The organism is Sphingobacterium mizutaii, from assembly GCF_900187125.1.
GTDB lineage: Bacteria > Bacteroidota > Bacteroidia > Sphingobacteriales > Sphingobacteriaceae > Sphingobacterium > Sphingobacterium mizutaii.
The window spans coordinates 3,871,832-3,887,261 of record NZ_LT906468.1; the positions used below are offsets into that span (position 1 = coordinate 3,871,832).

Genomic DNA, 15,430 nt, shown 5'->3' on the forward strand with positions numbered 1-15,430 from the left:
AAGATTCCTCGGCTTTCTCATTTTATGGTTTTAGCAATCAGCAAAGTCTAAATACTAACTACTAAATACTTGATCTCTAATTAATAACGGTATGCTTCTGGTTTATAAGGACCTTCTACAGTTACACCGATATATTCAGCTTGTTCAGGAGTCAATTCATCCAATTCTACACCGATATGGGCAAGGTGCAAACGAGCAACTTTTTCATCCAAGTGTTTAGGCAAGGTGTAAACTTCTTTTTTGTATTGGTCAGTATTGGTCCAAAGTTCCAATTGTGCCAATGTTTGGTTGGTGAACGAGTTTGACATCACGAAAGATGGGTGACCCGTAGCACAACCTAAGTTTACCAAACGGCCTTCAGCTAATAAAATGATGTCCTTGCCATCAATGGTATATTTATCCACCTGAGGTTTGATTTCTACTTTTGTATTTCCGAAGTTTTGGTTTAACCAAGCCACATCGATTTCATTGTCGAAGTGACCGATATTACAAACTACGGTTTTATCTTTCATTGCCTTGAAGTGTTCAGGGCGGATAATGTCTTTGTTACCGGTAGTAGTTACTACGATATTAGCTTCTTTGATTGCATCAGCCATTTTCTTAACCTCATAACCTTCCATTGCTGCTTGTAGCGCACAGATAGGGTCAATTTCAGTTACCAATACACGCACACCTGCAGAGCGTAGAGATTCAGCAGAACCTTTACCCACATCGCCATAACCCGCAACAACTGCAACTTTACCAGCCAACATTAAATCGGTAGCACGGCGAATGGCATCAACCAATGATTCACGACATCCGTATTTGTTATCAAATTTCGATTTGGTAACGGAGTCATTCACATTGATCGCTGGTAAATGAAGGGTACCGTTTTTCATGCGTTCGTATAGACGGTGAACTCCTGTAGTGGTTTCTTCAGAAAGACCTCTGATACCGTCGATCAATTCAGGGAATTGGTCGAATACCATATTGGTCAAGTCACCACCATCATCCAAGATCATGTTCAATGGTTGACGATCTTCTCCAAAAAACAAGGTTTGTTCTATACACCAGTTAAACTCCTCTTCATTCATTCCTTTCCAAGCATACACCGGAATACCTGCAGCAGCGATAGCAGCAGCAGCATGATCTTGAGTAGAGAAGATATTACAAGAAGACCAAGATACATCAGCACCTAGTTCAACTAGCGTTTCAATCAATACAGCAGTTTGAATAGTCATGTGCAAACAGCCTGCGATTCTTGCTCCTTTTAAAGGTTTGGTTGCACCAAATTCCTTACGTAGGGACATTAAACCTGGCATTTCCGCTTCTGCTAATTCTATTTCTTTACGACCCCACTCAGCTAAAGAGATGTCTTTTACTTTGTAAGGTACGTAGGTAGTTTCTAATGATGACATAGTTTTCCTTTTTGATTTTAGAATCACAAAATTACTTGATAGTCAAATCAATTCAAAACATTGTCGCATTATTCACTGTAAAATTGACATTTTCTTGAGGATAGCGGCTTGACTATGGCATCATTTAAGACTATATTTGCATAAATCATTAAGAATAAGAATATGTATCCAGAATATTTAGTAGCTCCAATGCGTCAAGAATTAGTTGATGCTGGATTTCAAGAATTAAAGTCAGCAGCTGAGGTTGACTCAGCAATTCCTTCTGAAGGAACTGTATTCGTAGTTGTAAACTCGGTTTGTGGTTGTGCTGCTGCCAATGCACGTCCTGCTGCAAAAGCTGCTGTTAAGAACGAGAAACACCCTGACAAATTGGTTACTGTATTTGCCGGAATGGAAAAAGATGCAGTAGACAAAGCACGTCAATATATGTTACCTTACCCTCCATCTTCTCCAGCGATGGCATTGTTCAAAGATGGTAAGTTGGTACATATGATAGAAAGACATATGATTGAAGGCAGACCTGCTCAAATGATCGCTGACAACTTAGTTGCAGCTTTCGACGAGTACTGCTAACATTCATTGTATTTTGATTTTTGAATATCGAAAAAGCTTCTTTTAACCTTAAAAGAAGCTTTTTCTTATTCCAGGCAATTTCAGCTTTTTCTTAGTACCTTTGTCTTAAATCATCTAAACAAGACGATGAATCTTAAAACCAAACTTATATTTCTATTTCTGATAAGCTTGTTCATAAGCTGTACCACCAATAAACAAATTGACTTGATTGTTTATAATGCCAAAGTGTACACGGTAGACTCTCTTTTTTCTACGGTGGAGGCCTTTGCTGTAAATAATGGGGTCATTGTAGAGTTGGGGGACTCTCAAGACCTACTGAACAAGTATGATGCAAAGGAAAAAGTAGATGCAGAAGGCAAGTTTATCTATCCGGGTTTCTATGATGCCCATGCACACTTCTTTATGCTGGCCGAAGGAATGGATGAAGTAAACTTGGTAGGATCAAAATCATTTGATGAGGTTTTAGAAAGGTTAAAAGCCTATTCCAGTGCCAATCCGGACAAAAAATGGATTATTGGTAATGGATGGGACCAAAACCTTTGGGAGGTGAAGGATTTCCCGACCAAAGATTCATTGGACAAATATTTCCCCAATATCCCGATTTATTTAACCCGGGTGGACTACCATGCTGCATTGGCAAATTCCAAAGCGCTGGAGAAAGCTTCCTTGGACAGTGCCTACTTTGTTGAAGGAGGTGTAATTTCAGTAAACAAGGAAGGCTTGCCAGATGGTATCCTGATCGACAACGCCATGCAATTGGTTCAGAACCATATTCCAAAACAACAGAATTCTGCTCTACTGAAGATCTTAAGAAGAGCGCAGGATTCTTTGCTTTCAGTAGGCCTGACCAGTATTGTAGATGCGGGACTTAGCAAAGAACAGATCGAATCGCTCAAGATATTCTATAATGAAGATTCATTGGCTATCCGGGATTACGCCATGGTATTGGCCACAGACCAAAGTGTAAAGGACTATTTGAGGTCAGGAACCTTTGAGTCCGACCGCTTAACGGTTCGATCCTTTAAGTTAATGGCAGATGGAGCCTTGGGCTCTCGCGGTGCATGTTTATTACACCCTTACCATGACGCACCAACCAATGGATTCCTATTGCAAAGCCCTGAAGAATTCGATAAGATCATCAAAAGATTGGCCAATAGCAATTTTCAGGTAAATACCCATGCCATTGGGGATTCTGCCAACAGGATAATCTTGGACACCTATGGAAAATACCTGAAAGACGGCAAGAAACGACGTTGGAGGATTGAACATGCGCAGATCATAGCACCTGGTGATTTCGATAAATTCAAGGATTTTCAGATCATCCCTTCCGTGCAACCGACCCATGCTACCTCGGATATGTATTGGGCAGAAGATCGAATCGGACCTGAGCGTATCAAAGGTGCCTATGCCTACAAGAAACTTCTAGAGGAATATGGATTATTGGCATTAGGAAGTGATTTCCCCGTGGAACATTACAATCCACTATATGGTTTTCACGCTGCTGTAGCAAGGGTGGACAAAGTTGGATATCCTGAAGGTGGTTTCCAGATGGAGAATGCCATCACGAGGGAACAAGCTTTGCGTGGCATGACCATTTGGGCTGCTTACTCATGTTTTCAGGAAAAGAAACGTGGAAGTATTGAAAAAGGTAAAGACGCAGACTTTGTCATCTTAGAAGATGATATTATGACGGCAGCGAACGATAAACTCCGAGATATCAAAACCCTGAGAACGGTTATCGCCGGGCAGACAGAATACCTAAGATCTAAATAAACGATTATTCTAACACATCGAATTCCTTAGGTTTGAAATAGGCTAACAATCCCGAGATCAGTAATATTGCGGGCAGCCCCAGGATTCCAAACAGGAAAAGGAAGTATTTTGAATGGTAGATCGAAAGAATATCCCGGTCCACATCTTGTCCTTTGTAGATATTGATAAAGCCACTTTTAAAATAATCGTGTACCTGTGCCATCTCTTTTAACACCTCATATTGTGCGCCCCTTGGAAAGGCTTCGAAATAATCAAATCCCCGAACGTTCATTTTCTTGAAATGGGCTATTGACCCTTTGGCAAACTCATCATCCAGATGGGCATTGAGTTCCTTCTGACTAAAAATCTTGTTATAAGAAAAGCCCAACCAAGCCTTCGCATGCGTACGGTAGGCATCGGACTTGGAAAAAATGGGTGCAATAAACAGGATACTGACCTGATGTTTACCCATGCTAAAGAAATGTGGGTTACTGATGGTTCGAATGGGAATTACTCGCATTCGATCAACATACCAGTCTTCCACTTCTAAGAAAACTGGGCTTTCACCTGCTTTAAGATCATTGATGCTTTTCAAATGGAGTACCTTGGAGAAATTGTAACGGATTCCCTTTGCCAAAGCAGGAAATAAGATTGCGGTAAGAATGGGAATAAGGACAAATAATAACAATATCGGCACCGTCTTGATCGAGTTGGGCGATAAGTCGGGATACAGAACACGGAGGATGCGATGAAGAAAGATATAGATAAAAAAAAGGCTTAAGGCAAGGGGAATCAACCATAGGACCCATTCTGGGAGATTAATATTCCAGAAACGGACCAGGAGGAAATAGGCAAAACTGGTGACCAGGAGCAATAGCAGCTCTAGAAGCAATAAAGGAATAAATATTCTATTGAAAAACATACAACACCTTATTGATATTGGTTAAAAGTAATGTATTTCAAAAAAAAATCCTTAGAATTCTAAGGATTTAATCTTTATTGCATATCGAAAAGATGTTTTTCGGCGTGGTAAGATGATCTTACCAAAGGTCCGGATTCTACATATTTGAATCCCATTTTCAATCCGATTTCTTTATATTTTTCAAATTGTTCAGGTGTTACCCAATCAATTACCGGGTGGTGTGCTTTTGTAGGTTGCAAGTATTGGCCGATGGTCAAGATATCGACACCAACATTATACAGATCTTGCATAGTTTCAATTACATCCTCTTCATTCTCGCCTAAACCTAACATGATGCCCGATTTTGTGCGAAGGCCTGCTTCAGAGATTCTTCTTAGGCATTCCAATGAGCGATCATATTTAGCTTGGATACGAACTTCACGAGTCAGTCTCCTTACGGTTTCTATATTGTGGGATACCACCTCAGGACGAACTGCCAATACGCGGTCTAGGTTTTCCCATTGCCCTTTAAAGTCAGGAATCAAAGTCTCTAAGGTTGTTTCCGGACTTTCTCTACGGATAGCCAAGATTGTTTCAGCCCAGATCTGCGAACCTCCATCCTTTTGATCATCACGGTCCACCGAAGTAATCACGCAATGCTTAACCTGCATTAATTTGACAGAATTTGCAACACGATTTGGTTCATCATGGTCTACAGGTAATGGTCGACCAGTAGCTACAGCGCAGAATGAACACGATCGCGTACAGATATTTCCTAGGATCATAAAGGTAGCAGTACCTGCTCCCCAACATTCACCCATGTTAGGACAATTTCCACTTTCGCAAATGGTATGCAGCTTATGTTCATCAACCAAACTTCTTACATGTCGGTATTCTTTTCCAACAGGTAACTTTACGCGTAACCAATCAGGTTTGCGTTGAGTCTGGTTTACAGGAATTACAGGAAGTTCAATCATGCAACAAATTTAATAATATTTACAGTATTTATGTTAAATGAATGTTAGGATAATCTCATAAAAAACATGTCTCTACTTTTATTGTTATCTAAATATTATTTTTTTAGGATATTTGCTAAAAATCAAACCCTTATTCTCCAATATGGTTAAGCATCTGCGTAAATTACTCTTTTTGACCTGTCTGTTGCCCTTATGGCTTTCTGCCCAAGAACAAGAAATTGCCATCATTCCACGACCTGTCAAAGTCCTTTCTATGGAAGGAGAACTCAACCTGAATCAAAAACTGGATCTCTACTATACGGAAGAATTTTCGCAGGTTGCAGATTTAGTGAATGAGATACCAGGTATCCATATTGGAAATTCAGAATTAGTAAAAAAGATCAAGAAACAGCATCAATCGGGCATCCGTTTGTTTAAAGCAGAAGAATTTGATCGCGTGGACCCTAATGGCTACCTGATTGAAGTGGATGAACATGGAATTCTAGTGAAGGCACATTCTCCTCAAGCCATGATTCCCGGAATCTATAGCTTGGTGCAATTGAGTTACCTGAACGATTCGAAGTCCTTGCCTTATGTTCGCATCGAGGATAAGCCAAGGTTTCCATATAGGGGTATGCACTTGGATGTATCGCGCAATTTTATGCCCTTTAATTTCCTGAAGAAATATATAGACCTATTGGCCCTTTATAAATTCAATTATTTCCATTGGCACATCACAGATGGTGCTGGATGGAGATTGGAGATCAAGCAATACCCAGAATTGACGAAGAAGGCTGCCTGGAGAACTCATACGCTATGGAAGGATTGGTGGAACAATGGCAGGCAATATGTCGATGAGGGTACTCCAAATGCCAGTGGTGGCTATTATACCCAAAACCAAGCAAGGGAATTGGTAGCCTATGCTGCCAAGCGTGGTATCACCATTATTCCTGAGATTGAAATGCCGGGCCATTCCGAAGAGGTATTGGCGGTTTATCCTGAATTATCATGTACTGGAATCCCATATACCCAAGGCGAGTTCTGTTTGGGCAATGAGGACACCTATAAATTCCTGAAGAATGTTTTGGACGAGGTGATGGCCATCTTCCCTTCCCAATATATCCACATTGGTGGCGATGAGGCTGATAAATCACATTGGAAAAATTGTCCAAAGTGCCAGGCCTTAATGAAAAGGGATAGCTTGAAGTCGGAAGAAGAGCTACAATCCTATGCTATCAAGCAAATGGATGAATACTTGCAATCAAAAGGCAGAAAGCTGATTGGTTGGGATGAGATATTGGAAGGTGGATTGACTCCGGGAGCAACGGTGATGAGTTGGAGAGGTGAAGAAGGCGGTATCAAATCGGCAAATGCCGGTCATGATGTGATCATGACGCCGGGTGCTTATCTATATTTTGATGGCTACCAAACCGATCCAAGAACACAACCTGAGGCATTGGGTGGATTTCTTCCTTTGGAAAAGGTATATAGTTATAATCCTATTCCCGAAGGCATTCAGGATGATAAGAAGAAACATATTTTAGGTGCACAGGCCAATGTATGGACCGAGCATATCCCGACCTACCAACATGTGGAATACATGGCATTCCCTAGGGCATTAGCGCTTTCGGAAGTGGTCTGGACAGATAAAGACAGTAAATCTTGGCCTGATTTCCAGAAAAGATTGCAACAGCAGTATAAAATACTGCAGAAGCTGGAGGTGAATTATTACCGTCCTTCCTATAATGTGATCAATAAGGTGGAATTTGATTCTGCTCAGGTTAAGAATACCATAAGTTTAAGTTCGGAACAGTTTAAACCATACATTCGCTATACGATAGATGGAACGGAACCGAGCAAATCTTCGACCTTATACAACCTTCCGATCGAGCTTTCCAAATCAGCGGTAATCAAAGCGGCCTCATTTTTGGATTCAGCGCGAGTAAGCCCAGTGGAGACCATAGAATTGGATATCCATAAAGCGATTGGTAAAGAGGTGATCTATAAAACGCCTTGGGAAGGATATCCGGCGCAAGGAAACAGGACGCTGACCAACGGCATTAAAGGAACGTTGACCTATCAGGATGGGCAATGGCAAGGATTTACCAAAGGGGTTGATGTGATCGTGGATTTTGAAAGAAGGGAAGAGATAAAATCTGTAGCCCTGAATTTTATGCAGATACCTGCTCCGGGGGTCTATTTTCCGGGAGAGTTTACGGTGTTAGTATCGGACAATGGAAAAAGTTACAGAGAATTAGGAACTGTAAAAAATCAGGTGAGCACTACAGATCCAGCCTTGAAATTCCAAAAGTTTGAAATCAAGCTAGAAAAGCCGATAATGGCAAGATATATACAGATCAAGGCAACCAATCCGATGAAGGGTTATCTATTTGCCGATGAGATCGTCATTTATTAAAGGAAAAAGGGAATTCAAAAAAATGAGTTCCCTTTTTTATGGACATTGCTTTTTGTAGGCTGGGGCATAAAGGGTTTAATGCGATTAATTCATGATGAATTTCCTAAATAAGCGTATAGGAAACTTCAATTTTTTCGATGAAATAATTCGTTCATTATTAAAATAAAAATGTAACTTTGCACTCCGACAAAGCAGTCGGAAAAACACCTCCCATTAAGGCAATCTCTGTCTGCAAGCGTCCACTTAATTATTTGTATTTAACAATTGAAATAAAAAATAATGCCTAGAAACACCTCCATCAATTCGGTATTAATCATTGGATCTGGACCTATTGTTATCGGACAAGCCTGTGAGTTTGACTATTCAGGATCACAAGCAGCATTGTCTCTGAAAGAAGAAGGAATCTCTGTATCCATCATTAATTCAAACCCAGCTACAATCATGACCGATAGTGTTGTAGCAGATCACGTTTATTTACTTCCATTAACTTGCGAAAGTATCGAGCAGATCCTTCAGGAACGCCAAATCGATGCTGTACTTCCGACTATGGGTGGTCAGACCGCTTTGAACCTATGTATTGAAGCTTCGAACCGTGGTATTTGGGACAAATACAATATTAAAGTGATAGGAGTTGATGTAGCTGCTATCGAGAAAACTGAAAACCGTGAAGAATTCCGCCAATTGATGATCGACATCGGTGTTGGTGTTGCGAACTCTAAAATCGCAAACTCCTTCTTGGAAGGAAAGGAAGCGGCTCAGTTGATCGGATTCCCATTGGTAATTCGCCCTTCTTACACATTGGCTGGAACCGGAGGTGGTTTTGTGCACAAGAAAGAAGAATTTGACGCTGCCTTGAACAGAGGTCTGCATGCATCCCCTACCCATGAGGTATTGGTGGAGCAAGCGGTATTGGGTTGGAAAGAATTTGAATTGGAATTATTACGTGACTCGAACGATAACGTAATCATCATCTGTACAATCGAGAACTTTGACCCAATGGGTATCCATACCGGAGACTCCATTACCGTTGCACCGGGAATGACCCTTTCGGACAAATGTTACCAAGATATGCGTAATCAAGCAATCAAGATGATGCGCTCTATCGGTAACTTCGCCGGTGGTTGTAACGTTCAGTTCTCAGTAAATCCTGAAAACGAAGAGATCATTGCGATCGAGATCAACCCACGTGTATCCCGTTCATCAGCATTAGCTTCTAAAGCTACAGGTTACCCAATCGCTAAGATCGCTGCGAAATTGGCAATCGGATATAACTTGGATGAATTACAGAACCAGATCACTAAAAATACTTCAGCATATTTCGAGCCTACTTTGGACTATGTAATCGTAAAGGTTCCACGCTTTAACTTTGACAAGTTCAAAGGTGCTAACAAAGAATTGGGCTTACAGATGAAGGCTGTAGGTGAGGTAATGGCAATCGGCCGTACTTTCATCGAAGCACTTCAAAAAGCTGCTCAATCGCTGGAAACTGGCCGTGCTGGTTTAGGTGCGGATGGTCGCCAATCTAGAAACTTAGAGGAAATCATGTATAGCTTGGAGCATCCAAGTGCTGATCGCCTTTTCCATATCAAAGATGCTTTCGAATTAGGTGTTCCTTTGGAATCAATCCGTAAAGCTACCCTAATCGACAAATGGTTCTTATTGCAAATTCAAGAGCTGGTTCAACTAGAAGGTGAATTGCGTAGATACCAATTGAACAATATCCCGCGCGACTTCTTCATGACCTTGAAACAAAAAGGTTATTCAGATATCCAAATCGCTTGGTTATTAGGAAATACCACGGAAGACGAGGTGTATGCACGTCGTAAAGAATTGGGTATCCGTCGCGTTTATAAAATGGTAGATACTTGTGCTGCGGAATTCCCTGCACAAACTCCATATTACTACTCTACTTTCGAAGATGAGAACGAGTCTGTAGCATCGGATCGCAAGAAGATCATCGTATTAGGTTCGGGACCTAACCGTATCGGTCAAGGTATCGAGTTTGATTACTCCTGTGTACACGGTTTATTGGCAGCAAAAGAATGTGGTTACGAAGCCATCATGGTGAACTGTAACCCTGAGACTGTATCGACAGACTTTAACATGGCTGACAAACTATACTTCGAGCCTGTATTCTGGGAACACGTTCGTGAAATCATCGAATTGGAGAAACCAGTTGGTGTAATAGTTCAGTTAGGTGGTCAAACTGCCTTGAAAATGGCTGAGCGCCTAGAAGCTGAGGGCGTGAAGATCATCGGAACAAACTTCGCTAACATGGACTTGGCAGAAGACCGTGGAAGTTTTTCTGACTTATTGAAAGATTTAGATATTCCTTATCCAAAATACGGTGTTGCAACTTCTGCAGAAGAAGCCATCAAAGTTGCGAATGAAGTTGGTTACCCAGTTTTGGTTCGCCCTTCGTATGTATTAGGTGGACAAGGAATGAGCATCGTGATCAACGATGAAGACTTGGAAAAAGCAGTAGTGAACCTATTGAAAAACCTTCCAGGTAACCATATCCTGATTGACCACTTCTTAGATAGAGCTGAGGAAGCGGAATCAGATTCGATCTGTGACGGTGAGGATGTTCACATCATCGGTATGATGGAACACATCGAGCCAGCAGGTATCCACTCTGGTGACTCATCAGCGGTATTGCCTCCATTTAGCTTATCAGAAAATGTTCAGCAAAAAATGGAAGAATATACCATCAAATTAGCAAAAGCACTGAATGTAATTGGTCTATTGAACATACAATTCGCAATCAAAGATGAGAATGTATTCGTAATCGAGGCAAACCCTCGTGCATCTCGTACGGTTCCATTTATCGCGAAGGCTTATGATGTACCTTACATCAATATCGCTACGAAGGTGATGTTGGGTGAGAACAAATTGAAAGACTTCACGATTGAACGTAAATTGAATGGATACGCGATTAAAGAGCCTGTGTTCTCTTTCTCGAAATTCCCTGAGGTAGACAAGCAATTAGGCCCTGAGATGAAATCAACTGGTGAAGCGATCCGCTTTATCAAAGATCTTAACGATCCACATTTCAGAGAATTGTACAGCAAGAAATCAATGTTCTTGAATGCGCAGTAGTACTAAGTACTAAGTATTTAGTATTTAGTATTTAGTATTTAGAATTAAGACTAAAAAATACCAAAAAAAGGTCTGAGATTAATTTCTCAGACCTTTTTTGACATACATATAGTCTAAATACTAAATACTTTCTACTAAATACTCTCTACTAAATACTACTCTTGACACACCTAAACCCCACATTGTTGGTTGGTGAGTTGATTTCTCCTTTGCCGCGGCTGCCGGCTTTATAGCGTTCGCAATATTGGTCGTTGCAGAGGAAAGAGCCACCGCGTTGTACGCGTTTGATGGTCCCGGGTTCTTGGGGGTCGTAGGAATCCGCAGGTCCTTTGGGATTATCTTTGGGACTGTGCTGGTAGTAATCTGGCCTGTAGAAGTCAGAACACCACTCCCAGACATTGCCTTCCATATCGTAAAGGCCATAGGCATTCGCTGGAAAGGATTTAACGGGTGCTGTGGTTTCGAATCCATCTTCCTTGGAGTTCTTGGTTGGGAATTCACCTTGGTAAATATTGGCTAACCATTTGCCATCTTCTAGCTTTTCGGATCCCCAATAATAGGTTTCCGCTTGATGCTTTCCTGCTTTGGCAGCGTATTCCCATTCTGCTTCAGTTGGGAGCCGCTTACCTGCCCATTTTGCATACGCTTCTGCATCTTCATAAGCAAGCTGCGTGACAGGATGGTTCTCCTTTCCTTTTATGGAGCTCTTAGGGCCTTCAGGATGGCGCCAATTAGCATCAGGGACGTATTCCCACCATTGCAGGTGATCTTGCAAACCTTGGACTTGTTTGGGAGCCGAGAAGACCGCCGAACCTGGGACCAACAGTGCAGGGTCTGCTCCTGGAAAATCTTTTGGGTCCAATGGACGCTCTGCTACCGTTACATATCCAGTTGCTTTTACAAAAGCTTCGAATTGCGCATTGGTCACCTCATGCACATCCATGTAAAAGCTATTGACCGTAACCTGATGTAATGGCTGGGCATCTTGGAAGTTATTGCTCCCCATTTCAAAGGTTCCGCCTTCAATCTTGACCATCTCCGATTTATCCTCTCCTACGATATTACTAATTGAATCCTTCTTCAGGGTTGCGAAACGTGAAGGGATCGATGAAGTATGACAAACGGCAACCGAATCAGAAAAAACAACCTGCTCTTTATTCTTAGCACCTGATTGGCAAGCAGTAAATAGTAAAATGGATATAGGAATAGATTTGAAAATGTTCATAGTACAGGATTGAAAGTCTCCTTTTACAAAGATAACAGAGTAATTGAAAAATGAAAATCTGGAATAAGTAGGACTGGAATCAAAAAAAGCTGCCTGTTGAGGCAGCTTTAATGAAAATATAGGATTTTTAACTATTTCACGTTTAATTGAACATCCTTCGCATTCACCTTTGGACGGATCTTGGTGTTACCACCACCGTTCAAGGTCATGTCATGAGGCTTGTTTGTTTTCCAGTTACCTCTTGTGAAGTCAGGGATATCCACTGTTCTGCTGTTTTTAGAAACAGATTCAACACTCAATGGAACGATCGCACTCCATACAGCACCGTCATAAACAGTCTGATCTAGAGGAAGGCCATTACGTAGACAGTCGATCATTCTCCAGTCCATCATAAAGTCCATACCACCGTGGCCACCAACTTCCTTAGCTTGTTCACCGATGAATTTCACTAATTCTGGAGTATATTGATCGTATAGTTTCTTAAGTTCTTCTGGTTTCACGAAGCTATGTCCAAATGCAATTCCTTCTTGCGGGTATTTCTGGGCAAAGCCTTTAGTACCGCTCAATAAGTGGATGCGTGAGTAAGGACGAGGTGAAGTAACATCATGTTGAACCATTAATGTTTTACCTTTTTCAGTTTTGATCAAGGTAGTGTCCATATTACCTCTGTATTTCTTACCTACGAATTCTTTGAAGAAATCATCTGTGGCAGCTAATTCTCTAGCTTTATCAGCCATCATGAAGTCGTTAGACTGCATGGCTACCAAGTGGGTCAATTTATCCCCACAGTTGATGTTCATACATTGCGCGATTGGGCCGATACCGTGAGTTGGGTATAAGTTACCGTTCATTTTAATGTTTTCGCGCAATCTCCACATGTTATCATAACCGTTCTTATCGAAGTTTAAGCTCAATAAGTCGTGGATATATGCACCTTCGGCATGTACCAATTCACCGAATAATCCCTGGCGAACCATGTTCAATGTCAACATTTCGAAGAAGTCATAACAACAGTTCTCCAACATCATACAATGTTTCTTGGTTGCTTCAGAAGTTTTTACCACTTCCCAGATTTCAGAGACAGTCAATCCCATTGGAACTTCTGTTGCTGCGTGAGCACCAGATTTCATGGCTTCAATAGCCATTGGAGCATGGTATTCCCAAGGGGTTGTGATATATACAAGGTCTAATTCTTCGTTTTTCAACATGGTTTTCCAGCCATCTTCACCAGAATAAGCTTTCGCTTCCTTCAGACCTTTTTTAGTTAAAATAGTTTGAGCTTTCGTAACACGGTCAGCATGTTTATCACATAGAGCTACGATGTCTACTCCTTCGATGTAAGACAGACGGTCCACAGCACCAGGACCACGCATTCCGAGTCCAATAACGGCTACTTTAACTTTATCTATTTTTGGAGCAGCAAATCCAGACATATTGAAGTTGGAACTTGCAAACACCTCGTTTTGCAAAGAGGGCAATGTGATTGCTGCGCTGGACAACAAACCAGCCTTCTTTAAAAAATCTCTACGGGAGTTATTCATAGTATAAATTTATTATCAAACTAATTTACAAAATAAAGGGGGACATAGTCCCCCTATAAATCACCTATTTTAAAACAAACTAAACAGTCAAATTTTGATTTATCACAAATTAACGAATGGTATAATTTGGTTGAGGGGCTTGATTATCAAACCACTAATACAATGATAATACGATTTTTGATAAAACAAAAACAATTTGACCACGCAAACGTTTGTCCAATTTGCACAACCGTTTGCTTTCTGTCAAAATATTGAGACAAAAGGCTATAGATTGATATTCCCGATCATTTCCTTCAGCGCCAGCTCCGAAAGCTTCGCCTGTAACCTGGAAGAATTGAACCTCGATACCGCATTGATGAAGTTTTCTTGGGCATCTCGGAACTCCACGGCAGAAATGGTTCCTATCTTATATTTTTCTAAGGTAATATTGAGGTTCTGTCTAGCGATATCGGCATTATTCTCCTCTAAACGCGCTAAAGACAGGTTTGTTTGATATGATTCATATGCGGTAGACATGGCTGTCCGGATCAATAGATTCTGTTGATCGATCATCAAGCCTGAGTTTTCCAATTGGATCTTGGCAACCCTTTCATTTCTCCGTTGATTAAATCCATCGAAAATATTGATCGAAGCGGTAACACCATAATTAAATCCTCGGGAGTTCGAACTGGAAACGAATCCTAGACTGGATTCCGATTCTGAAAAATTATAGCCTGTGCTCAAGCGAACAACCGGATACCGATTCCCTTTGACCCGCTTGATTTCCAATTCAGCCATTCTTTTATTAATCGCAATGATCTGCAGATCTGGATTGTATTCTTTGGCTTTGTTCAATAGTTCATCGTAGATCAAAGAATCATCATACTCCACTTCTCTTTCTACATCAAATTCTATATTGAGTTCTCGCGCCATTAGGCTGTTCAGGTTAATCTTTAGGTTCTTGACTACATTGGCTTGCCTCAATCGGTTGGATTCATCTTCATTCAGGTTCACTTGCACGTTCAATACTTCCAAACGAGAAGCTTTTCCGATCATGAATCTATTTTCAGCGGTTCGTAGGCGTTCCATAGAGATATTGATACTTGAATCTATGGCATTCAGGAGGTTCTGTTGCTCCACAATGGTATAGTAAGTAGAGATGACATCAGATACCTTAGCCAATATGGTTTTTTTAAGCTCAAACTCGCCTTGCTTTTGCAACTCCTTGAGTTGATCATATCTTGAAAACATGGCGAAACCATCAAAGATGGTCCATCCAATGCTTACGCCATAGCTCATACTATTGTTTTTCGCATTCCTCAAGGATCGCTCATCGCCATTGGCTTGCACCTGCGAGGAGTTCATCACAGAGTTATTCTGCGAAAAATTACCGGTCACATTCGGCAACATACCTGCATTGCCATAGGTGGTATTTTCCTGTGCAATACGAAGGTCATTCTGCGATAGTTTTATTTCAAAGTTATTCTCAAGTGCAATCTGAACAGCATCTTTAGCAGTCAATAATCCCTGCGCATGCAAATCCAGCCCTGCTAACAGGATCAAACAGCCTAATAAGACAAGTTTCTTCATT

General features: G+C 41.1%; 10 protein-coding genes. 4 read left to right on the forward strand and 6 right to left on the reverse strand.

The window, feature by feature from the left end; translation table 11 throughout:
• Window positions 1-80 precede the first annotated feature (80 nt).
• Window positions 81-1,397 carry an adenosylhomocysteinase gene (gene ahcY, locus CKW03_RS16795; protein WP_093100456.1) on the reverse strand — a complete coding sequence of 439 codons (1,317 nt, stop codon included), beginning with the start codon at window positions 1,395-1,397 and terminating at the stop codon, window positions 81-83.
• Window positions 1,398-1,559: 162 nt separating this feature from the next.
• Here ahcY and CKW03_RS16800 point away from each other — a divergent pair, with 162 nt between their 5' ends.
• Both CKW03_RS16800 and CKW03_RS16805 read left to right on the forward strand, forming a co-directional pair.
• Entirely contained in the window at window positions 1,560-1,970 is a 411-nt protein-coding gene (locus tag CKW03_RS16800; protein WP_093100458.1) for a BrxA/BrxB family bacilliredoxin, read from the forward strand.
• A 204-nt stretch (window positions 1,971-2,174) separates the two neighbouring features.
• Complete coding sequence (locus CKW03_RS16805) at window positions 2,175-3,743, forward strand: amidohydrolase (RefSeq protein WP_236736548.1); 1,569 nt, start codon at window positions 2,175-2,177, stop codon at window positions 3,741-3,743.
• A gap of 4 nt (window positions 3,744-3,747) precedes the next feature.
• Here the strand turns inward: CKW03_RS16805 and CKW03_RS16810 are convergent, their stop codons facing one another.
• Window positions 3,748-4,644, reverse strand: a complete 897-nt coding sequence (locus tag CKW03_RS16810) for a hypothetical protein (protein WP_093100461.1) — start codon at window positions 4,642-4,644, stop codon at window positions 3,748-3,750.
• A 74-nt stretch (window positions 4,645-4,718) separates the two neighbouring features.
• A complete protein-coding gene (lipA, locus tag CKW03_RS16815) occupies window positions 4,719-5,600 on the reverse strand; it encodes a lipoyl synthase (protein ID WP_093100463.1) in 882 nt (293 codons plus the stop codon).
• A gap of 142 nt (window positions 5,601-5,742) precedes the next feature.
• On the opposite strand from lipA, the gene CKW03_RS16820 reads away from it, so the two are divergent.
• Together CKW03_RS16820 and carB are read left to right on the forward strand one after the other, a co-directional pair.
• Window positions 5,743-7,995: a glycoside hydrolase family 20 protein gene (locus tag CKW03_RS16820; protein ID WP_093100465.1), complete on the forward strand. Its 2,253-nt coding sequence runs from the start codon at window positions 5,743-5,745 to the stop codon at window positions 7,993-7,995.
• Between the two features lie 279 nt (window positions 7,996-8,274).
• Window positions 8,275-11,094 carry a carbamoyl-phosphate synthase large subunit gene (gene carB, locus CKW03_RS16825; protein WP_093100467.1) on the forward strand — a complete coding sequence of 940 codons (2,820 nt, stop codon included), beginning with the start codon at window positions 8,275-8,277 and terminating at the stop codon, window positions 11,092-11,094.
• A 148-nt stretch (window positions 11,095-11,242) separates the two neighbouring features.
• On the opposite strand, the gene CKW03_RS16830 is transcribed toward carB, so the two are convergent.
• The 3 genes from CKW03_RS16830 to CKW03_RS16840 form a co-directional block, all read right to left on the reverse strand.
• Complete coding sequence (locus CKW03_RS16830; protein ID WP_093100469.1) at window positions 11,243-12,319, reverse strand: formylglycine-generating enzyme family protein; 1,077 nt, start codon at window positions 12,317-12,319, stop codon at window positions 11,243-11,245.
• Window positions 12,320-12,450: 131 nt separating this feature from the next.
• Window positions 12,451-13,860 carry a Gfo/Idh/MocA family protein gene (locus tag CKW03_RS16835; protein ID WP_093100471.1) on the reverse strand — a complete coding sequence of 470 codons (1,410 nt, stop codon included), beginning with the start codon at window positions 13,858-13,860 and terminating at the stop codon, window positions 12,451-12,453.
• A 264-nt stretch (window positions 13,861-14,124) separates the two neighbouring features.
• A complete protein-coding gene (locus CKW03_RS16840; protein WP_093100473.1) occupies window positions 14,125-15,429 on the reverse strand; it encodes a TolC family protein in 1,305 nt (434 codons plus the stop codon).
• Window position 15,430 lies beyond the last annotated feature (1 nt).

Coding starts and splice junctions, on each gene's coding strand:
- lipA (WP_093100463.1), bottom strand. CDS start 5,600: ATGATTGAACTTCCTGTAATTCCTGTAAACCAGACTCAACGCAAACCT.
- CKW03_RS16820 (WP_093100465.1), top strand. CDS start 5,743: ATGGTTAAGCATCTGCGTAAATTACTCTTTTTGACCTGTCTGTTGCCC.
- CKW03_RS16830 (WP_093100469.1), bottom strand. CDS start 12,319: ATGAACATTTTCAAATCTATTCCTATATCCATTTTACTATTTACTGCT.
- CKW03_RS16835 (WP_093100471.1), bottom strand. CDS start 13,860: ATGAATAACTCCCGTAGAGATTTTTTAAAGAAGGCTGGTTTGTTGTCC.
- CKW03_RS16840 (WP_093100473.1), bottom strand. CDS start 15,429: ATGAAGAAACTTGTCTTATTAGGCTGTTTGATCCTGTTAGCAGGGCTG.
- CKW03_RS16800 (WP_093100458.1), top strand. CDS start 1,560: ATGTATCCAGAATATTTAGTAGCTCCAATGCGTCAAGAATTAGTTGAT.
- CKW03_RS16810 (WP_093100461.1), bottom strand. CDS start 4,644: ATGTTTTTCAATAGAATATTTATTCCTTTATTGCTTCTAGAGCTGCTA.
- ahcY (WP_093100456.1), bottom strand. CDS start 1,397: ATGTCATCATTAGAAACTACCTACGTACCTTACAAAGTAAAAGACATC.
- carB (WP_093100467.1), top strand. CDS start 8,275: ATGCCTAGAAACACCTCCATCAATTCGGTATTAATCATTGGATCTGGA.